The organism is Puia dinghuensis, from assembly GCF_014642875.1.
Lineage (GTDB): Bacteria > Bacteroidota > Bacteroidia > Chitinophagales > Chitinophagaceae > Puia > Puia dinghuensis.
Window position 1 is genome coordinate 476,747 of record NZ_BMJC01000001.1, and the last position, 20,799, is coordinate 497,545.

Annotated in this window: 18 protein-coding genes; 10 read left to right on the forward strand and 8 right to left on the reverse strand. The window is 53.9% G+C overall.

The annotated features are described in order from the left end of the window. Positions 1-22 precede the first annotated feature (22 nt). Genes IEY39_RS01705 through IEY39_RS01715 form a run of 3 tightly spaced genes read left to right on the forward strand, consistent with a single transcriptional unit; the run spans position 23 to position 2,668 of the window. A complete protein-coding gene (locus IEY39_RS01705; protein ID WP_188927876.1) occupies positions 23-718 on the forward strand; it encodes an SIR2 family NAD-dependent protein deacylase in 696 nt (231 codons plus the stop codon). A 17-nt stretch (positions 719-735) separates the two neighbouring features. Further along, a complete protein-coding gene (locus IEY39_RS01710) occupies positions 736-1,287 on the forward strand; it encodes a hypothetical protein (RefSeq protein ID WP_188927878.1) in 552 nt (183 codons plus the stop codon). 22 nt (positions 1,288-1,309) lie between these two features. After that, positions 1,310-2,668, forward strand: coding sequence for a hypothetical protein (locus tag IEY39_RS01715; RefSeq protein ID WP_188927880.1), 1,359 nt, complete (start codon positions 1,310-1,312; stop codon positions 2,666-2,668). Positions 2,669-2,762: 94 nt separating this feature from the next. Here IEY39_RS01715 and IEY39_RS01720 read toward each other — a convergent pair whose 3' ends face one another. After that, positions 2,763-4,037: a saccharopine dehydrogenase C-terminal domain-containing protein gene (locus IEY39_RS01720; RefSeq protein WP_188927882.1), complete on the reverse strand. Its 1,275-nt coding sequence runs from the start codon at positions 4,035-4,037 to the stop codon at positions 2,763-2,765. A gap of 62 nt (positions 4,038-4,099) precedes the next feature. Between IEY39_RS01720 and IEY39_RS01725 the strand changes: the two genes are divergently transcribed. Beyond that, on the forward strand, positions 4,100-5,710 hold the full coding sequence (locus IEY39_RS01725; protein WP_188927884.1) for a DUF1800 domain-containing protein: 1,611 nt from the start codon (positions 4,100-4,102) through the stop codon (positions 5,708-5,710). After that, the gene (locus IEY39_RS01730; RefSeq protein WP_188927886.1) at positions 5,707-6,999 is read left to right on the forward strand and encodes a DUF1501 domain-containing protein; all 1,293 of its coding nucleotides are present in this window, start codon (positions 5,707-5,709) and stop codon (positions 6,997-6,999) included. Before IEY39_RS01725 ends, IEY39_RS01730 begins: the two co-directional genes overlap by 4 nt. On the opposite strand, the gene IEY39_RS01735 is transcribed toward IEY39_RS01730, so the two are convergent. Together IEY39_RS01735 and IEY39_RS01740 are read right to left on the reverse strand one after the other, a co-directional pair. Next, positions 7,000-7,317, reverse strand: coding sequence for a hypothetical protein (locus IEY39_RS01735; protein ID WP_188927888.1), 318 nt, complete (start codon positions 7,315-7,317; stop codon positions 7,000-7,002). A gap of 146 nt (positions 7,318-7,463) precedes the next feature. After that, positions 7,464-8,720 (reverse strand): hypothetical protein, encoded by a 1,257-nt coding sequence (locus IEY39_RS01740; protein ID WP_188927890.1) that lies wholly within the window; start codon positions 8,718-8,720, stop codon positions 7,464-7,466. Between the two features lie 273 nt (positions 8,721-8,993). Between IEY39_RS01740 and IEY39_RS01745 the strand changes: the two genes are divergently transcribed. Continuing rightward, positions 8,994-10,727: a phospho-sugar mutase gene (locus IEY39_RS01745; protein ID WP_188927892.1), complete on the forward strand. Its 1,734-nt coding sequence runs from the start codon at positions 8,994-8,996 to the stop codon at positions 10,725-10,727. Positions 10,728-10,925: 198 nt separating this feature from the next. Here IEY39_RS01745 and IEY39_RS01750 read toward each other — a convergent pair whose 3' ends face one another. The 4 genes from IEY39_RS01750 to IEY39_RS01765 all read right to left on the reverse strand — a co-directional run bounded on the left by IEY39_RS01750 (position 10,926) and on the right by IEY39_RS01765 (position 16,934). Next, on the reverse strand, positions 10,926-13,313 hold the full coding sequence (locus IEY39_RS01750; protein ID WP_188927894.1) for a ribonucleoside-diphosphate reductase subunit alpha: 2,388 nt from the start codon (positions 13,311-13,313) through the stop codon (positions 10,926-10,928). Between the two features lie 58 nt (positions 13,314-13,371). Next, complete coding sequence (locus tag IEY39_RS01755) at positions 13,372-14,343, reverse strand: ribonucleoside-diphosphate reductase small subunit (RefSeq protein WP_188927896.1); 972 nt, start codon at positions 14,341-14,343, stop codon at positions 13,372-13,374. Positions 14,344-14,541: 198 nt separating this feature from the next. Further along, entirely contained in the window at positions 14,542-15,735 is a 1,194-nt protein-coding gene (locus IEY39_RS01760; protein WP_188927898.1) for a Gfo/Idh/MocA family protein, read from the reverse strand. Between the two features lie 11 nt (positions 15,736-15,746). Beyond that, positions 15,747-16,934, reverse strand: a complete 1,188-nt coding sequence (locus IEY39_RS01765) for a nucleoside permease (RefSeq protein ID WP_188927900.1) — start codon at positions 16,932-16,934, stop codon at positions 15,747-15,749. 51 nt (positions 16,935-16,985) lie between these two features. Between IEY39_RS01765 and IEY39_RS01770 the strand changes: the two genes are divergently transcribed. Continuing rightward, the gene (locus tag IEY39_RS01770) at positions 16,986-17,642 is read left to right on the forward strand and encodes a protein-L-isoaspartate(D-aspartate) O-methyltransferase (protein ID WP_188927902.1); all 657 of its coding nucleotides are present in this window, start codon (positions 16,986-16,988) and stop codon (positions 17,640-17,642) included. Here IEY39_RS01770 and IEY39_RS01775 read toward each other — a convergent pair. Continuing rightward, positions 17,639-18,487, reverse strand: coding sequence for an alpha/beta hydrolase (locus IEY39_RS01775; protein ID WP_188927904.1), 849 nt, complete (start codon positions 18,485-18,487; stop codon positions 17,639-17,641). The genes IEY39_RS01770 and IEY39_RS01775 overlap by 4 nt on opposite strands. Positions 18,488-18,506: 19 nt before the next feature. Here IEY39_RS01775 and IEY39_RS01780 point away from each other — a divergent pair, with 19 nt between their 5' ends. The 3 genes from IEY39_RS01780 to IEY39_RS01790 are packed head-to-tail and all read left to right on the forward strand — an operon-like array spanning position 18,507 to position 20,796. Then, positions 18,507-19,280, forward strand: coding sequence for a Rossmann-like and DUF2520 domain-containing protein (locus tag IEY39_RS01780; RefSeq protein WP_188927906.1), 774 nt, complete (start codon positions 18,507-18,509; stop codon positions 19,278-19,280). A gap of 39 nt (positions 19,281-19,319) precedes the next feature. After that, positions 19,320-19,841, forward strand: a complete 522-nt coding sequence (locus IEY39_RS01785) for a KdsC family phosphatase (RefSeq protein WP_188927907.1) — start codon at positions 19,320-19,322, stop codon at positions 19,839-19,841. Positions 19,842-19,848: 7 nt separating this feature from the next. Continuing rightward, on the forward strand, positions 19,849-20,796 hold the full coding sequence (locus IEY39_RS01790) for a geranylgeranylglycerol-phosphate geranylgeranyltransferase (RefSeq protein WP_188927909.1): 948 nt from the start codon (positions 19,849-19,851) through the stop codon (positions 20,794-20,796). The last annotated feature ends 3 nt before the right edge of the window (positions 20,797-20,799 follow it).

Below are 20,799 nucleotides of genomic sequence, written 5' to 3' on the forward strand. Positions count from 1 at the left end.
AGTTTTGAGTACCTTGCCATCTATGTCAAAGCAAAAGATCGTGGTGCTGACAGGGGCCGGTGTCAGCGCTGAAAGTGGGCTGAAGACCTTCCGTGATTCCGACGGTCTATGGGAGGGGTATGATGTCACGGAGGTGGCCACGCCGCGGGCCTGGCGGAAAGACCCTAAACTGGTGCTGGAGTTCTATAATATGCGGCGAAGGGATGTGCTGAAGGCGGAGCCGAATGCGGCGCATCTTGGGCTGGCGGCGCTGGAAAAGGATTTCGACGTGCATATCATCACCCAGAATATCGACGATCTGCACGAGCGGGCGGGCAGCACAAAGGTGATGCACCTGCATGGCGAGATATTTAAGATGCGCAGCGAGCGGAACGAGAGCCTGGTGTATGATATCCGCGAGGATATCCTGCTGGGCCATACCGCCGAAGACGGCGCCCAGTTGCGGCCGCATATCGTCTGGTTCGAAGAGCCGGTGCCGATGATCCAACAGGCGGTGCCCCTGGTGCACAGCGCGGATATCTTTGTGGTCGTGGGTACTTCCCTGGTGGTGTACCCGGCGGCGGGGCTGGTCGATTTTGCGCGGCGGGGGATACCGAAATTCATCGTGGATAAGAAGATACCTTATACGTCGGGGTTGAACGATATCGTGGCGATCGAGCAGCCGGCGTCTACCGGCGTCAGTGAATTGCAGAAAAAGCTGGCCGAGCTGGTGGGATGAGATAGAAATCCCTATTTTTGGTCAAACTACTGACCGTGGAAACATATTCCGTTGGAGGCGCCGGCGCGCTTCAGATCGTTCTTTTATTTCCATTCCTGATCCTTGGCGTGCTATTCCTCCTTACGCAGCAAAATACCCTGAAAAGTGTAAAGGCAGAGAACCGGCTGATGCATCCCGGCCTGGTATGGCTGCAGCTGATCCCGCTGTTCGGGCAGTTGTGGCAATTCTTTGTCGTCAGCAAGATCGCCGGTTCTATCGACAAGGAGATGAGGTCCTGGCATAGTGAATCCATTTTTGGGGCAGATGCGGTTGTGGCCGAAGGAGGGGGCAAGCGGCCTACCCGCCGGATGGGGTTAGCTTATTGTATCCTGTATCTTTCTATGCCACTACTGATAATTTTGACTAATCTTTTTGGTGATTTTGCGCCAAATGGAATAGTTTTCCTTCTCTTCATGTTTACGCTGGGGGTACTGATGTTGGGGACGGGGGTTTGCTGGATCATCTACTGGGTACAGCTGGCGCGTTATAAAAATAAGCTAAAGCGTGGCGGCGCTGCGATGGCGGGATAAAAAAGCACTACTTTGCGCCGAAATGACCGTATATAAGCGAATGCTGCTGATGGTTGGGCTGGCCCTGGCCGTCTCTGTCCTTAGAGTACATGCCCAGGAGGAGACCTCCGCCCCTGTCCTGCAGTTGCAAGATTACTGTAAACGAGATATCCCGACAGGGTACAGTCCCCGGCTCGGCGTGCTGACCCTGACACCCAAGGGCAATATCCATTACCTGTTTCCCCTCTATCACGGGTTGAAGGACGAGGAGAAGTTTCGCAAGCTTTATTCCGACAAGGGCTATTATGATGAGATGAGCCAGTATTTTGCGTTTGCCGGGGATTACCGGACAGCTTTGCAATACCTGGTGAAAGGCTATGACAGCATCGATGACGGCACCCGCCGGAAGATCTACCGGACGGCGGACAACCTCACTGGTATCGAACATGCCGATGCCCGACTCTATATCCATCTTGCGGCAAAGAACCGCCGGGTGGTGATGATCAACGAAGCATTTGCCAAGCCCCTGCACCGTGCCTTTACGCTTTCCCTGCTGGAGGATCTTTACCGGATGGGATTTCGTTATCTCGCGTTGGAAATGCTGAACAATTTCGCCAATCAGCGGCTGTCCAGCGTGGGGATGCATTCGGGATATTATGTCTGTGAGCCGGTGGCGGGTGAGCTGATGCGAAAGGCTATTGAACTGGGGTATACGTTGGTATCCTATGAGGACACGGCCGCTTCGGTACACTCGGCCAATCAGCGGGATTCGGTGCAGGCGGCGAATCTAAATGAAATTTTGAAAAAAGATTCCACGGCAAAGATCCTTGTCCATGCATCATTTGCGCATATCAGCAAGAAGAAGGACCCGGATGGCCATGTCCCGATGGCGCTGGCCTTTTGGCGGCTCTCGGGTATCGAGCCACTGACCATCGACCAGACCGATATGACCGAGGAGAGTAATTTCGGGTATGGCCGGGTCATCTACCAGGCGTATACGACAAAATTCAAGATCAGCGGGCCTTCCATCGCACTGCTGAATAATGCCCCCGTGAATGTCACCGATAAGGACCTCTACGATCTTTGTGTCATCCATCCTCCGACCCAGTACCTGGACGGGCGGCCTACCTGGCTCAATCTTAACGGGACGCGGCAGCCCACCTATATCAAATCCCCTTCCAGCGCCGTCTTTTTGGTACAGGCGTATTACCAGCAGGAGATCGAAAACAACGACAATACGCCCTGGCAGCTGGTTCCGGCCGATCAGACCTATACGCCGGGTGGGCGGGATGGCATGGGGCGGGTGCGCTATCTGCTTTATCTGCGCAAGGGGAAGTACAAGATCTTTTTCCGGGATATCAACTACCATATCCTGAGCACGCTGCCTATCGAGGTGAATTGAGGGGCGGGGACGGGAGCACGCTGCCTATCGAGGTCAGTTGAGGGGCGGGGATGGGAGCACGCTGCCTATCGAGGTGAATTGACGCGGTGGCGGGTCAGTTCTCCGTGTGTTCGAAGCGAATGCCCTGTTGTTCGAGCTGCTGCATCACCGGGTCGTAGATGGCGGGCAGGATGGGGATATGTAATCCCCGCAGCCCGATGCGTCCTTCCAGCACGAGGGTGGCTGCGATGCCCAGGGGCAGGCCTACGGTGCGGGCCATGGCGGTGTGCAAATGATCTTCTCCTTTTACAACGAGGGTGCTTTTCGCGGTGTGCGACCTGCCATCGCGGATGAATCCGATCTCATGGATCATGACGATCATATCCTTGTCGGCCGGCTGCATGACGAGCCGCGTTTCCAGTAAGTGTTGAAGAATATCGGCGGATGTATGGGCGGCCGGTGGGACGGGTTCCTGGTCGAAGCAGCCCAGGTATTCCAGCTGCGCCCGGTTGCTTGCATTGACAAAGGGTTGCAGGGACGCAGACCATTGATCGAAGGTGAGGCCGGTGGTATCCAGTGTGGTCTGACTATCCGTGAGACCGGCACGAACGATAGGCGCCCAGCCCCGGCAGAAAGCGGGATAGCGCAGGGTGGTGCGGATGAAGGTTTGCGTCGCTTCCAGCCCGTAGAGGGGAATATAAGACAGGCTATCGCGGTTGGGATACCAGGCCAGGATGCCGACGCCCGGCAGGATCACTTCTCCTGGCTGTTCGAAGAGATCGGGATAGGCTTTTGAGACGATATTCCCGTTGTCACGGTAGCGGGCTCCGGCGGCTCCGGCAAGCACGACATTGCGGGGGTTCCAGGAAATTTTATACCGCCAGGGGTTGTCATCGCTTTCGGGTGCGACGAGGCCGCCGGTATGGGAGTGAAAGCTGCGGATGGCGCCGCCCCGGGCTTCTATCTGGCGGATCAACTGCAGGGCACTCATATGGTCGATGCCGGGGTCGAGGCCCATTTCGCAGAGGAAGAGCAAGCCCCGGGCCTTTATCTCCGGCTCCAGCGCTTTAATGGCGTCGTCCAGGTAAGAAGCCGTGAGAAGGTGCTTATCATTTTTCAGACAGGATACTGCTACCGTATAGTGCAGGGCAGGAGGCAGCAGGGAGATGACAATATCGGCCGCAGCTACGAGGGTATCGACGGCTTCTGTACGGGTGACATCCAGGCAGACGGCCCGGGCGTGCGGGCTGCCGGCGATCTTGGATTCGGCAAGGGCAAGGTTGCTTTCGGCCACTACCAGCTGCCAGTCGCGTCCCGCGGAGACATCGATGAGATAACGGATGAGGCTGGTAGCCGACTTGCCGGCGCCGAACAGAAGTATTTGCTTCATATTGTAAGCTATTAAACTTTTCCGATATAATTAAGTCAGAGGGGATGACGTTAATCATTCCTATGGCCAATCCAGCTTCGGTGACCTCCGGCATCCGCCGTTATAAAGGCGATTGGACACCTGTCCAGGCAGCGCATCTTCTACGGCGAACGATGTTCGGCGCTCCCAGGGAAGATGTCGATCACTTCCTCAAAAAATCCCCGAAAAAGGCTGTACGCGAACTCCTGCAAAACGATCACCCGCTGCCGGCGCCGCCTGTCAACAATTACAATGATGATAAGTATACCGATGCGGAAATAGCGCCCGGCGCGGACTGGACGGTCTCGCTGAAATACGACGGCATGAACAATGGCCGCCGAAAAAATTCCTTTAAATCATGGTGGTTTGGGCTGATGGTAGGGCAGGACCGCAGCATCCGCGAGAAGATGGTGCTCTTCTGGCACAATCATTTTGTGACGGAGACCAATACGGTGGACAATGCCCTGTTCTGCTACCGCTACAATGTCCTGTTGCGGCAACATGCCCTTGGCAATTTCAAGACCCTGGTGCGCGCCATGACCGCGGAGCCGGCGATGCTGCGGTATCTCAACGGTTATGTCAGTACGAAAGCGCATCCCGATGAGAACTACGGCCGCGAATTACAGGAGCTGTTCACAGTAGGGAAGGGGCCCGGTTCGCATTATACGGAATCCGATGTAAAGGCGGCGGCGCGGGTGCTGACGGGTTATACTATCAATTATAAGACCTTTACCACTTCCTACGACCCCAACCGGCACGATGAGGGGGACAAGCAGTTCTCCGCGTTTTACGACAACCACATCATCCACGGGATGAAGGGGAAGGAAGCCGAAGGAGAGGTGGATCAATTGATCGATATGATCTTTTCGCGGGACGAAGTATCGAAATTCTTCTGCCGCAAACTATACCGCTTTTTTGTATATCATACGATAGACGAACCGACCGAGCAGAACGTCATCGAACCCCTGGCGAAGATGTTGCGCAAAAAGGACTACGAAGTGGTTCCCGTACTGGAAGCCTTGCTGACCAGCCAACATTTCTTCGATGCCGCCAACTACGGCGGGATGATCAAGCCGCCGGTGGACTTTACGGTGGGGCTTTGCCGCGAATTCAATGTTCCCTTTCCCGCGGCTTCGGAGTATGTGGATCAATATGGTTTCCTGGAGCAGGTGCGTAACCAGGCTGCCGGCTTGCAGCAGAACATCGGAGACCCGCCGAATGTGGCCGGCTGGCAGGCGTATTATCAGACCCCCGAATATGATAAGCTGTGGATCAGCAGTGATACGCTGCCCAAACGTAATCAGTTTAGCGACCGCATGGTCAACAACGGGTTTGCCCGCAATGGGAAGAAGATCGGCATCGACGTAGTGGCGTTTGCGGCCAGTCTTCCCAACCCTGAAGATCCGGACAAACTCATCGCCGGGTCGGTGCAGGCGTTATATGCGGTTGCGCTGTCCCCGGAGGAATTGCAATTTATCAAATCCAGTATCCTTTTATCGGGATTGGTTGGCATGAGTAGTGACCATTACTGGACGAATGCCTGGGTTGCCTATCAGGCAAAGCCGGATGACAAGGCGAACCGGAATACCGTGACCAATAAATTAAAAAACCTTTACCGGCATTTGTTGGACCTGCCGGAATACCAATTACTATGAGGCGCAGAGATTTTTTCAGGGCCACCCTTCCGGTGGTCATCCCATCGCTGATAAACGGAGTGTCGCTAAAGGCGCTTGCGGATTCCCCATTTCTGCGGACGGTAGCCAGGGGGGCCGGCGGCGACCGGGTGCTGGTGCTGATCCAGCTTAGCGGTGGTAATGATGGGTTGAATACGGTGATCCCGTTGGAATACTATAGCGCCTATCATAGCGCCAGGGCCAATATCGCGCTTCCTGAGGACAAGGTGTTGCGGCTGCAAGGATTTGACGGAACAGGACTGCATCCGGCCATGCCGGAGCTGCAACAGCTGTTCAACGCCGGAAAGCTAACGATCGTCCAGGGGGTTAGCTATCCCCAGCCCAATTTTTCGCATTTCAGGGCGACGGACATCTGGCTGACGGGCGCCGATGCGAGCCAGATCCTGCCGACGGGATGGGCGGGCCGTTATCTTGACCAGCAGTACCCGCATTTTCCCCAGGACTACCCCAACACCGTCATGCCCGACCCGTTGGCCATCCAGGTAGGCTCGCTGGTGTCGCCGGCTTTGCAGGGGCCTGCACTTCCGATGGGGATGGCCATCAGCAATCCCAACAGCTTTTATGACCTCATCGACGACAAGGTGGAGACGACGGCCGATACCCGGGCGGGAGACCAGCTAGCCTATATCCGGCAGATGGCAGTGAAGACAGACCAATATGCGGGGGTGATCAAAAAAGCAGCACAGAAGGTTACCAAACAATCCGATAAGTATCCCGCCGCAGGGAAGAACCCGCTGGCCGATCAGCTGAAGATCGTCGCCCGGCTGGTGGCAGGCGGATTGAAGACACGCATCTATCTCGTCAGCATGGGGGGATTCGATACCCATGCGCGGCAAACGGACGGCACCGATACGACGACGGGCGCCCATGCCCGATTACTCGCCAGGCTGTCCGAGGCGATCAATGCCTTCCAGGATGATCTTACCTATCTGCAGGTGGGAAACCGGGTGATGGGGATGACGTTCTCGGAATTCGGCAGAAGGATACAGTCCAATGCCAGCGGAGGAACCGACCATGGGGTAGCTGCGCCGGTGTTTGTATTCGGGGAAGGCGTACAGCCGGGGATCATCGGTGTTAATCCTGTCATTCCCGACCATTTGACTGTCAATGACAATCTGACAATGCAAACGGATTTCCGGGCCATTTACAGTTCGCTGCTGGAAAAATGGTTTGCCGCGGACCCTGCGGAAACGGCTGCCGTGTTATTGAAGAATTATCCCACAATACCACTGGTGGGAGAGAAAGTGTAATTACTTCTGAAGGCGAATCTCACCCAGATCGATATCCGTGCCGGGCTTGATGTCGTTGATGTCGAAACGTGCATTCCGGAAGGGTTCATTTGCTTCTACGGAAACCTGCCAGTGGCCGGGGTTTATCGAGCGAATGAAGTATTCTCCATTCACATTTATCATTTCCGTCGAATCTTTTCCCTGGATGGCCCAGACTCTGTCTGCTCCATCCGCGGGGTACATCCGAACGTGGAAGGAGGAAGTTTGTAGGAGCTTGACTGCATGAATACTAGAGATACCTATAATAACTAAACATAATTGCACCATTGCGTTTCTCATACCGGTCGAAGATTTTGTTATGACAGGCTTCTAATCAGGAGCATTAACAGGTGGCAGAGGGTTAATTGCACACAGTGTTTTCAACTACTGTGCCAAACGAGGGAAAATAGGAGAAATCCAGGTTTACCTTTTTGTTAATGAGAATATTAGAGCCCGGAGTAGGTGAGTCCTCCTTCTTTCGAGCTGATGGTAAGGATCCTGTATTGTACTTTGATGCCGCGTGAGCTTTTGGGCGCCTCCTGCATAAGAGCAGCGCCTGCGCCGATGCCGCGGAAATACAGGTTCTCTGTCTTGTAAACCTTTTTGTTTGCCTGGATATATTGGATTTCGACTACGACCAGGTCGAGAGGGTAGATAGACCGATTGGTAACCGTTAGTTGAAGATTGTTGATGCCGCCGAGAGTTCCTACGGTGTAGCCATTGGCGCCGACGGAGACCTGGTTGGCAAATGCCGCCCTGACAGCGTCTTTATCTGCAGCATTGTCAGATTTTGTTTCCTTGATGTCATTAGCGATGTCAGCCCGATGAATGGCTTCCCGATGTTGGGCGGGTTGTGTGACAATAGGAGAATCCTTTGTGACAGGCGGGATGAACAGTTTTTTCTTTGGAGCAGCCGGCTTTTCTTTTTGTGTCGTCACGGAGGGCGGCGTATTGGCAGGTGGTACTCTCGTGGAGGCCTGACCGACAGCCGTGGAGGCTCGACTGGCAATACCGGGAGTGGGATTGGTCACGGGTGGCAGTTGCTGTTGCGCAGGCTGAACGATGGGTTTGGATGGTTCGTTCACCTTTGCAGGGGCGTTCGTCACGAGCTTCTTTTGTTGTTGGAAACCCAGGTTTTCCTTGTTGAGGGAGAGACCGATGAAAATACCAGCGACCAGCAGGGCCAGGATGCAGGCGCCGATGGCCAGTAACCGGACGATGCGCGCGTTTCTGCGCCGGGTCGAGCGAGGCGAAAACTCTACAAGTTGTTCTTCCAACGAAGGCAGCTGAGAAGAATAATCCTCAACCACAGGACTGGCATACGTTGTTACGGGTCGAACGGTTTCTTTGGGGATCTCACGCAGCGGTTCACGGGGAGTCTCGCGAACGGGAGCCGGGGTCCGCCCCGCAGGCATGGTCACGTAGATGATGCGTTTCCCGGGAACCGTGGAGGGTTCGCCAGTATATTGCGGAGTGGTGGTAACAGGTGTTGCTACCGGGGTGACGGGGGAAATGGTCGTGGCCGGTGACGTTGAAGTTGGCGCGGCTTGTATGCTGGTGGTGACCGGCCGCTTATAGAAGCGATCGAAGGGTTGTTCTTCTACCGCCGGAGCAAATGCGCTGAGTTCTTCGATCTCACAAGGGTATCTCCAAGCCGCACTCCTGCCTTCCAACCAAACGAGGTCGTAGGCTTTTAGTCCCATGCTCTTCAATTCTTCTAAAGAGTATGGGCCACTTTGCTTGTTATTCCTTAGGAGCAAGTACATATCCATGCTTCAGTTAAAGAGGCAATTCGAATCGGGCTTTCAATGGATTTGAGGAAGAGGAGTGAGGCCGAAGTTGATGGCTGGTGACAAATGTACAATTTTCGTCAATAATAAAATAGTGTCCCGGAATCTTTCTGGCGAGATTTGTTATTTTTAACAAGATGCACGATCTTCGGAACCCTAAGCGAATCAACTAAATATTAAAGAAATATGGATGCTGCTATACAGGAAAAAGTGAATGCGTGGCTAACCGGGAACTACGACCAGGCGACGAAAGAAGAGATCACACGGTTGCAGAAAGAGAACCCGGGTGAACTGACGGAAAGTTTTTACCGTAACCTGGAATTTGGAACAGGGGGATTACGGGGCATCATGGGAGTGGGCACCAACCGGATGAATAAATATACCGTAGGGATGGCCACTCAGGGATACTCCAACTATCTGAAGGCCTCTTTTCCGGGCAAGGAAGTACGGGTAGCGATAGCCCACGATAGTCGGAACAACAGTCGTTTTTTTGCGGAAACAGCAGCTAATGTATTCGCAGCCAATGGGATAAAGGTATTTCTCTTCCAGTCTCTCCGGCCCACGCCGGAATTAAGCTTTGCCATCCGGCATCTTCACTGCCAGGGTGGACTGGTTTGTACGGCTTCGCATAACCCAAAAGAATACAACGGATATAAGGCTTACTGGGATGACGGGGGGCAGCTGGTGCCGCCGCACGACAAAAACGTGATAACCGAAGTGGAAAAGATAGCCAGCGCCGGACTTGATGCCGTGAAATGGGGCGGCGGAGAATCGAATATCACGATGATCGGCAGGGAAGTGGACGAGGCGTATATCGCCATGGTGCACAATTTGTCCGTCTATCCCGAAGTCATTGAACGTCAGCACAATCTAAGGATCGTTTACACTCCTATTCACGGTACGGGCATCAAACTGGTGCCGGAAGTTCTCCAGCGGTTTGGATTTACCAATGTGCATGTCGTGAACGAGCAGGCCACGCCGGATGGGAATTTCCCCACGGTGGTCTATCCCAACCCCGAGGAAAGCGAGGCGATGAGCATCGGGTTGCGGAAGGCACAGCAAATAGACGCCGATATTCTGCTGGGCACCGATCCGGACGCCGACCGGGTCGGCATCGGGGTGAAGGACAGGAAGGGGCAATGGGTGTTGTTGAACGGGAATCAAACGGCGGTGCTGGCTTTCAATTATATGATAGAAGCCCGGAAGGCCAAGGGTATCGCCACACCTGTCGACATGGTGGTGAAGACGATAGTGACGACCAACCTCATCGACGAGATCGCCGCGCGCAGCGGGGTCGAGTGTTACAATGTGCTCACCGGGTTCAAATACATTGCCGAGCTGATCAAGGAAAAAGAAGGAAAGAAGAACTACGTCATCGGCGGGGAGGAAAGTTATGGCCTGATGATCGGCAGCCAGATCAGGGATAAGGATGCGGTGAGCGCCGTGGCCCTGCTTTGCGAGATGGCGGCTTATGAAAAAGACAAGGGTCGCAGCCTGTATGAGAAGCTGATCGATCTGTATGTCGAATACGGGTTCTACAAGGAAAATCTCATCTCCATTACCAAGAAGGGGATGAACGGGCAGAAAGAGATAGCGGAGATGATGAGCGCATATCGCAATCATCCCCCGGCCACGATCAACGGATCGCCCGTGGTGCAGCTGCTCGACTATGAATTGCAGAAAGGCAGGAACCTGCAGACAGGTGAGTCCTGGACCATTCAACTACCCAATTCGAATGTGTTGCAGTTCATCCTTGCGGATGGCAGTAAGATCTCTGCCCGGCCTTCCGGCACGGAACCCAAGATCAAATTCTATTTCAGCGTACATACTACCCTTGCCACCGCGCGGGAATTCGACCAGGTGAATGGGGAGCTATCCGCACGGATAGACGGAATAATCAAGGATATGAAACTGGAATAGTTAGAAAGCCATTTGGATGATGGCAACGAGGATGAAAAAACTGGCGCTGATGAGGTTGGTGCGTGTAAACATAACGGTTTTTTTAGGGTTACAGATTATAGTAACCGCTAAAGTAGATAGAAAGAAGTTGAATTGCAATAGTAAAAACACTTAGGGGCCACAGAAAATATTCTATGGCCCCTTTTATTTTGTAATATGTTAAGCGCTGCAGGTGACGCAACCGTCCTGCATGCTGCAGGTGGCTCCGACCACGTCTTCGCCGGCATTGGCTTCGGCTACCTGTATGGCGGCGGGGTTGGCAAGGGGTTCGATCATCTTGCCGCCCTGGCGTTCGACGGTGAACTGAACGGCTTGTGAAGCGGCCTGGGTACGGAGATAGTACATGCCGGTTTTCAGGCCTTTTTTCCAGCCGTAGAAGTGCATGGAGGTGAGCTTGTTCGCCGAAGGCGAGTCGACGAATAGATTCAGTGATTGCGATTGGCAGATATAGGCGCCACGGTCGACTGCCATATCGATGATATTACGTTGCTTGATCTCCCACACCGTCTTATAAATGTCCTTTAGCTCTTGCGGGATCTCGTCGATGGCCTGTATGGAGCCGTTGTGGAAGATGATCTTATTTTTCATTTCGTCATTCCACAGGTTGAGATCGACGAGGTCTTTGAGCAGGTGTTTGTTGACGACCACGAATTCCCCGCTGAGTACTCTCCTGACATAAATGTTGGAAGTATAGGGTTCGAAGCACTCGTTGTTACCTAGTATTTGAGAGGTAGAGGCTGTAGGCATGGGAGCAACCAGGAGGGAGTTGCGGATGCCGTGTTTCATTACCTCGTCCTTCAGGCGGTACCAGTCCCAGCGGAGGGTGGGTTCGACGCCCCAGAGGTCGAACTGGAACTGGCCTTTTGAAGCCGGGGAACCAGCGAAAGATGCATAGGGTCCTTCCACTTTTGCCAGGTCTTTTGATGCCGTCATGGCGGCAAAGTAGATGGTCTCGAAGATCTCCTTGTTCAGCTGTTTGGCCTTATCGCTTTCGAAAGGCATGCGCAGCAGGATAAAGGTGTCCGCGAGGCCCTGGATGCCGAGACCAATGGGCCGGTGGCGCAGGTTGGAGTTGCGGGCTTCATCTACGGGATAGAAGTTGTGGTCGATTATCTTGTTGAGATTCTTTGTCACTTCATAGGTGACCTCGTATAACTTCTGATGGTCGAACACGCCGCCTGTGACAAAACGGGGCAGGGCCAGGGAGGCCAGGTTGCAGACTGCGATCTCGTCGGCCGAGGTGTATTCGATGATCTCGGTGCAGAGGTTCGAGCTCTTGATGGTGCCCAGGTTTTGCTGGTTGCTCTTACGATTGGCGGAGTCTTTATACAGTAAATAGGGTGTCCCCGTTTCTATCTGGGCATCCAGAATAGCGAACCAGAGGTCCTGGGCTTTCACGGTGCGGCGGGCACGGCCTTCTGCTTCATATTGTGTATACAACTGTTCGAATTCGGCGCCCCAGGTCTCATGGAGGCCTGGCGCTTCATGGGGGCAGAACAGGCTCCAGTCACCGCCGGATTCGACGCGTTGCATAAACAGATCGGGGATCCAAAGTGCGTAGAAGAGGTCGCGGGCGCGCATTTCGTCCTTACCGTGGTTTTTGCGGAGATCGAGGAATTCGAAGACATCCGCGTGCCAGGGTTCGAGATAGATGGCGAAGGCGCCTTTGCGTTTGCCGCCGCCCTGGTCTACATAGCGGGCCGTGTCGTTGAAGACGCGCAGCATGGGGATGATACCATTGCTGGTGCCGTTGGTGCCGCCGATGTAGGAGCCGGTGGCGCGGATGTTATGGATGGAAAGCCCGATGCCGCCGGCGCTTTGCGAGATCTTCGCCGTCTGTTTGAGGGTGTCGTAGATGCCGTCGATGCTGTCGTCCTTCATGGTCAGCAGGAAGCAGGAAGACATCTGCGGCTTCGGGGTGCCGGCGTTGAACAGGGTGGGGGTGGCATGGGTGAACCAGCGCTCGCTCATCAGGTGATAGGTTTTGATGGCGCTGTCGATATCGTTGTGATGAATGCCGATGGCCACGCGCATGTACATGTGCTGCGGGCGTTCGACCACTTTGCCATCCACTTTCAGGAGATAGGATTTTTCCAGGGTCTTGAAGCCGAAGTAATCGAAACCGTAGTCGCGGTCGTAGATGATGGTGGAGTCGAGCAGTTCGGCGTTGTCGCAAATGATCTGCCAGACCTCGTCGGAGAGCAGGGGCACCCATTTGCCGGTTTTGCTGTCCTTGCATTCGTAAAGGAGCTTCATCGTATCAGAGAAGCTCTTGGTCGTGTTCTTATGGAGGTTGCTAACAGCAATACGGCTTGCCAGCAAGGCGTAGTCGGGGTGCTTTACCGTAAGGGAGGCGGCTGTCTCGGCAGCGAGATTATCCAGTTCGGTGGTGGAGACACCGTCATAGAGCCCTTCGATGACTTTTTTGGCGACGTCGATGGAGTTGACGAAGCGACGGTCGAGGCCGTAGCACAATTTTTCGATGCGGGCCGTGATCTTGTCGAACTTCACGGATTCGGACTTGCCGTTTCTTTTAGCAACAAACATATATGTAGAATTTAATGGAGTTACGAATTTGACGCCGCGCCGGAGGCGCGGGGGTACCTTAAAAATCTTCTTCGAGACTGAAGGTCTGGGCTTCTTTTCCCGACATGACACCGGACTTCTGGTAGTCGCCGACACGTTTTTCGAAGAAATTGGTCTTGCCTTGCAGCGAGATCATTTCCATGAAGTCGAAGGGGTTGGTGGCGTTGAAGAGGCGGGGGTAGCCCAGCTCAGTTAGCCAGCGATCGGCCACGAACTCGATATATTGTTGCATCAACCGGGCGTTCATGCCGATGAGGTCGACGGGAAGAGCCTCGGTGATAAACTCTTTTTCGATGGTGACTGCGTCGCCGATGATGGCGAACACCTGCTCCTGTGACAGCTTGTTCTCCAGCATGCTGTAGAGCAGGCAGGCGAATTCGCAGTGCAGGCCTTCGTCGCGGCTGATGAGCTCGTTGCTGAAGGTGAGGCCGGGCATCAGCCCTCTTTTCTTCATCCAGAAAATGGAACAGAAGCTGCCGCTGAAGAAGATGCCTTCCACGGCGGCAAAAGCTACCAGCCGTTCGGCGAAGCTGCCGCCCGTGATCCAGCGAAGGGCCCACTGGGCTTTTTTCTGAACGGCGGGAACGGTATCGATGGCATGAAAGAGCCGGTGTTTTTCCTGCGGGTCTTTTATATACGTATCGATGAGCAGGGCATAGGTTTCGGAGTGGATGTTCTCCATCATGATCTGGAAGCCATAGAAGCAACGGGCTTCCGGCAACTGCACCTCGCTCATGAAGTTGACGGCCAGGTTCTCGTTGACGATGCCGTCGCTGGCGGCGAAAAATGCCAGCACATGCGAAATAAAATGGCGCTCGCCTTCGTTTAATTTTGCCCAGTCCTGCAAATCACCGCCCAGGTCGATCTCCTCAGCCGTCCAGAAGCTTGCTTCGTGCTTTTTGTACATCTCCCACACTTTGGGATAGTTGATCGGCAGGATGACAAACCGATCTTTATTTTCTTTCAATAAGATCTCGTTTCCGTTCTCCATTTTATTAACAGATTGCAGATTAATAAAGTAGTGACCACAATGGTTCTGGGGATGATTTCCGTAAACCTTGGCGGCAAGGCTCTATGCAATCGGCGATCGCAAAAGAGCTAACTCAAAAATAACATAGCCCCGGAACTTTCGGGGCTATGTTTTCGCACATGCAGTGGATAACCTTTTCGGCCTGTTTGGAAGGGCCCGTCAATTCAGGATCTTCTCCACGATCTTACCGGAAGTTTTCTCTTTTAATATCAGTTTTTTTGCGCCGTAGTGGGTCATTTCTTCTTTTACGAGGTAGTGATCAGCATCGTATTCGGTGAGAGGGCTGACCTTGCTGACGCCGATGCGACCACGCCAGATGTCGAGCTGCACGGGCTCCCACAATTTCGTTCTTGCCGAACGGTAAGCCGCATCCAATATGGCATTGACCACATAGCCATCATAGAAAGTTTCTTTTGGCGCCTTGCCTTTTTCGAAGGCATTGAAGACGTCGGTGAACATATGGTTATAGCCGAGATCGTTTACTTCGTCGCCCATGGGGAAGAGCCAGCCAGTGTTGCTTTCCGCTTTTTCGGCGACATAGTCGGCGCCTTTGCCGGTGGTGAACATCTCGAGACCGGTGCGGAGAAAGTTGTTGATCCAGATGGTTCCTTCTGTTCCCATCACCTCGTCACGGAGGTCCATACCACCACGGAATGTCCAGCTTACTTCGAACTGCCCGATGGCGCCGTTCTCATATTTGACGAGCCCGATTGCATGGTCTTCGGCTTCGATGGGTTTCACCTGCGTATCGGCCCAGCACATGACCTCGACGGGCCGGATATCCTTGCCGATGAAGCTGCGGGCAATCTCCACACAGTGACAACCCAGGTCGAGGATACAGCCGCCACCAGCCTGCTCCAGGTCCCAAAACCATTCACTATGCGGACCCGGATGCGTCTCGCGGGATTTGGCCCATAGGATGCGTCCAAGGGCACCGTTCTGTACGCTTGCGTGGGCCTTCAGGAATTTGGGGGTATATACGAGATCTTCCAGGTAAGCATTCAGGATGCCTGCGTCTTCCACGGCCTCGAGCATGCGGCGGGCCTCCGTGGCGTTGCGGCCAAGAGGCTTCGTGGTCATTACTGCTTTTTTATGTTTACAGCAGAGCAGGACGGCTATCTCGTGGAGGTTGTTTGGCAGGGAGATGCAGACCAGATCGACTTCGGGATGGGCAATAGCTTCCTCCATTTCGGTGGTCCAGTGCTTGCAGTGGTAGTCTTTGGCGAATTTTTCGGCACTTTCTTTCCGGCGGGAGTAGACACTGACGATGGAATCGCGGCTCCGCTGACCGAGGATGGAGTCTGCATAGAACCGGCCGATGAAGCCGGAGCCCAGCATGGCAATTTTTGGCATAAAAGAATTATTTATTGGTTAACAGTCAGTTGTTTCTTTTCACGAAAGAAGAGGACGAAATAGATGAGCACGGCGGCGGCGATATAGGCGGGTACGAGCCAGATGCCTTTCCAGTTGTGCGCGGGTTCTCCGCCGGAATAGGCGTCCACGATGTAACCAGAGAACCATGTGCCGATGAACATGCCCAGGCCGTAAGTGGCGAAGGTGAATAGCTGTTGGGCGGCGTTCTTGATCTTTTCACCGGCTTTTTTCTCGGTGTACATATAACCGGTGACGAAGAAGAAGTCATAGCAGACGCCGTGGAGGATGATGCCGGCATACAGCATCCAGGTGTTGGAGCCGAGGTTGCCGTAGGCAAAGCAGATATACCGCAGTATCCAGGCCGTCATGCCCATCAGGAGCATGTTCTTTACGCCGATGCGGTTAAAGAGGAAGGGGATGGCGAGGATGAAGAGGCCCTCGGAGACCTGTCCCATGATCATTTTGCCGGCGGCGTTGGTCATGCCCAGCTCGTTGAGGAAGGGGTTGGCGAATCCGTAGTAGAACGACAAGGGAATGCACACGAGGATAGCGGCAACGAAGAAGATGAGATAGGTTTTGTTCTTAAACAGCACAAACGATTCTGTACCCGGCGCCTTTGATTCGGCGCCTTTTGGCGGCGTATTGGGCAGGACAAAGCTGACGAGTCCGAGTAATCCGGAAGCTGCTGCCGCCAGTTGGAAAGTGGCCGTTGATCTTTCCCAGCCCAAATTGCCGATGAGCAGGCCTGCGACGATCCAGCCGAGGGTGCCAAAGACCCGGATCCAGGGGAATTGTCTGCCGGGATCGGTCATCTGGCCAAAGGCTACGCTGTTGGACAAGGCGATAGTCGGCATATAGAGCAGGGAATACAACAGGATGACCCAGTAGAAGGCTGTGTTGTCCTTTATCGTCGTGGCCAGGAAGAGCAAGGCTCCGCCCACGAGGTGCAGGACCCCCATGATGCGCTGGGCGGCAAAATAGCGGTCTGCGACCAAACCGACGAAAAAGGGCGAGATCATGGTGGCAATTGCCAACGCACTATAAGCTGCACCTACCTGCAACCCGGAAGAGTGTAGTTGGGTACCCATATACGTACCCATTGTAACATACCAGGCGCCCCAGATGAAGTATTCGACGAACATCATGAAAGCCAGCTGACTACCTGTTTTAAATTTCATTTTACTTATACATTAGGAGGTTCGAATATAGGCATTAAATTGCAGCCGTTTATGAGAACATTCGAAGACAGTTACCGCCATAAGGGCCTGCGAAGGCAGCTGGTGGATATTATCCGGAAGAAAGGTATAACGGACGAGCGGGTGCTGGAGGCCATCCTTCACACGCCCAGGCACTTCTTTATGGATTCGGCATTCGATAAAATTGCCTATGAAGACCGGGCTTTTCCTATTGGGGAAGGACAGACCATCTCCCAGCCTTACACGGTGGCCTATCAGTCGCAGCTGCTGGAGGTGAAGCCCTTTGACAAGGTGTTGGAGATAGGTACGGGCAGCGTCTACCAGGCTTGTGTACTCGCGGAAATGAAGGCGCAGGTCTATACGATCGAGCGGCAAAAGAAGCTATTCGACAGTAACAAGCAATTTCCCTACCCGAAGAAATATCCCGCATTGAAATTCTTCTATGGCGATGGCTATGAGGGGCTGCCCACCTTTGCGCCTTTTGACAAGGTGATCGTCACCGCAGCGGCGCCCTTTATCCCGCCGAAGCTGGTCGAGCAGTTGAAACCGGGCGGTTTGATGGTTATCCCGGTAGGGGAGGGGCAGGTTCAGCGGATGTTGCGACTGACGCGACAGGCCGATGGAAGCGCGACAACAGAGTTGTTCGACAATTTTTCTTTTGTTCCCATGGTGGAAGGGAAGAATAACTAGAGAAAGCCGACAATGCGGTGCATCACCGTCTCATCCTTATAGACCTTGCGGTGTCCCAGCCCTTTTGTAAAGATGAAGCGGATGTTGGAATGGCCATCCTTCTGTACCAGCAGGGCATCCTTAAAGGGAGTGACCCTGTCGGCTTCATCCTGGACATAAAGCGTGTCGGCGGAAATGTGGTGAAACGCCCGGCGAAGGGAATACCAGGCAAAATGATGGCCGCTTGTCTCCTGGACGTAGTCGTCCATTTCCCGCACCACTTCCGGTGAAAGCCGGAGCAGTCGTGCAAAGTTGTCCACGGCCAGTGTCGTTTCCACTGCGGGGGCGACGAGGACCAGCCTGGTGACTTTGTTATGCGGACTGTTCTCCAGGAAAAGCGCCAGTGCGAGTCCGCCAAGAGAATGCCCCAGGTAGGAATGAAAGGGGCCGTGGTTCTGTTCGATCGTACGCAGGACATTGACATAGTCGGGGAGCAGGATGCGGCTTCCACCGGAAGCGCCGTGTGCCGGGGCGTCAAAGGCGACTACCTCATATCCTTTTTGGACAAGGGCGGCGACGTATCCTTCGAAGTTGGGCGATGCCGATTCGAAGCCATGGGCGATAAGCACCTTTTTCTTTGACGGTTCGACGGAAGGCCAATGACGGCCGCGGACGGTGTGGTTGTTATAACGAAAAGACAGCGGTTGTCCCTGCTGAAAGAAGGCGGAGCCTTTTTTGGTAACCCGCTGCTGCGGTGTACAGAAAAGCCGGAAAGCTTTTATAGCCGCTTTGCGGGGAGAAGCCAGTGAAAGTATGTTTATCCGGGCGCGTGTATAAGGGAGTGCTAATTTTTGCGGTATCTTCATGATCATGCAAAGTTACAAAATGACTGTAGTAATCATCGGATCGGGAAATGTGGCCACGGTGATGGGTAACAGGATTGTCGCCGCGGGGCATACTATCCTTCAGGTGGCGGCGCGGCGGGAGGAAGCAGCGGCGCGGCTGGCAGGGGAATGGGGATGCGGGTATACGACCCGGTTGTCAGCCATCGCTGCCGGGGCGGACATCTATATTGTCGCACTCAGCGACCAGGCGACGTTGGAGTTGGAACAGGTGTTGTCATTGCCTGACAGGCTTGTCGTGCACACGGCGGGGGCGGTGCCCCGTGCAGCCCTGTTGGCAGTGAGTGAGCGTAGCGGGGTGTTGTATCCGCTGCAAAGCCTGCGGAAGGAGATCAGGCCTTTCCCGGAGTTTCCCCTGCTGATCGATGCGAACCGGGAGGCAGACCTGCCGGTGATCGAAGCTTTTGCCAGGACGATCTCGCGCCAGGTGCAGCGGGCGGACGATGGTATGCGGTTAAAACTGCATGTAGCGGCCGTCTTCGCCAATAACTTCACCAACTATCTTTATACGCTTGCCGCCGACTTTTGCCGTCAGGAGCAGATAGATTTCGCATTGCTGCTGCCGATCATCCGGGAGACGGCCGAACGGATCGGGCATTATCCGCCGCGGGAGGTGCAGACGGGGCCGGCCGTCAGGGGTGACCATGCCACCATGGAGCGCCATCTTCAACTGCTTAACAATTACAATAATATGAGCGAATTATACCGGTTGTTCTCCGCCCGGATAGAAGAGTATTACAAGGGAGTGGTCCGATGAAAGAATTGGGGTATTTTTGCTCGCGGTAAACAATTTCTCATGAGCGTATTGGAAAAGTTCAAATCGATAAGGACATTCGTATTCGACGTAGATGGGGTTATGACCGACGGAAGCGTACAGGTATTTGAAACCGGGGAGCAGGTGCGCCGGATGAGTACCCGGGACGGGTATTGCCTGCAACTGGCTGTTAAAAAAGGATACCGGGTGGTAGTCATCTCGGGTGGCAGTTCGGAAGGCGTACGGCAGCGGCTGCAATACCTTGGCATCCGGGATATTTTTTTGAACGTCCATGATAAAGTGGAGCTGCTTAACCGTTATGCGCAGGAGCATGGCCTGGACGAAAAGGATATGCTGTATATGGGCGATGACATCCCCGATTATGCGGCGATGAAACACGTCGGTCTGGCCTGTGCGCCTTCGGATGCGGCCCCGGAGATCAGGCATATTGCCGCCTATATCTCGTCGTTTGGGGGAGGGCAGGGTTGTGTGCGGGATGTCGTCGAGAAGGTGTTGAAATTAAATGGTCAATGGGAACTGGATCAATCCGTCGCCTCAAAATAAATTTGGTATGCCGCAATTGCTCCGAGCTTTTTTCCGCCTTATCCGCTGGCCCAATCTGGTGTTTATTTTTCTTACCCAGCTGCTGTTCTATTATTGTATCCTGTTGCCCTGCTTTGCGTATGGCAACCCCGGCGGGGAGTATCCGCATAAGCTGAGTCCCCTGCTTTTCTATCTGCTTGCGCTTTCTTCCATCCTGATCGCCGCCGCGGGTTATACCATCAACGATTATTTCGATCTGAATATCGACCGCGTCAACAAACCGAAAAGGATGGTGGTGGAAAAGGTGATCAAACGCCGTTGGACCATTCTCTGGCATTGGATCTTTTCGGGAATCGGGGTACTGCTGGGTTTTTACGTCAGTTGGGTGCTGCGGAATCCGCTTGTCGGCCTGGCCAACGTGGGCTGTGTCGGATTGCTTTGGTTTTACAGTACTACCTTTAAACGAAAGCTGCTCATCGGAAATGTCATCATTTCGCTGCTGACTGCCTGGGTCATTTTAGTGTTGTGGGTATGCGAGGTCAGGATCACCGGTGATGCCGTTTATCGGGAGATCATCTCCCGGCTGTTTAAGTTTGCGATCGTCTATGGGTCGTTTGCCTTTATCATTTCGCTGGTACGGGAAGTGGTGAAGGATATCGAGGATATGGAGGGGGATGCGAAATATGGCTGCCGCACCATGCCCATCGTATGGGGGGTGAATGTCGCGAAGGTCTTTGCCGGCACCTGGATGGCGGTGCTCATCGGCGCCCTGATCATCTTTCAATTCTATGTACTACAAAAGGCATGGTGGCCGCTTACACTATATAGTGCGGTGCTACTTGACATCCCCTCGGCCTGGGTGCTGCGCAAGCTGTATGAGGCGCAGACGAAGGCGCAATATCACCGTCTCAGCAATATGATCAAGGGGATCATGCTGGCGGGTATCCTGTCTATGTTGATGCTTAAACTGGTATAAGTA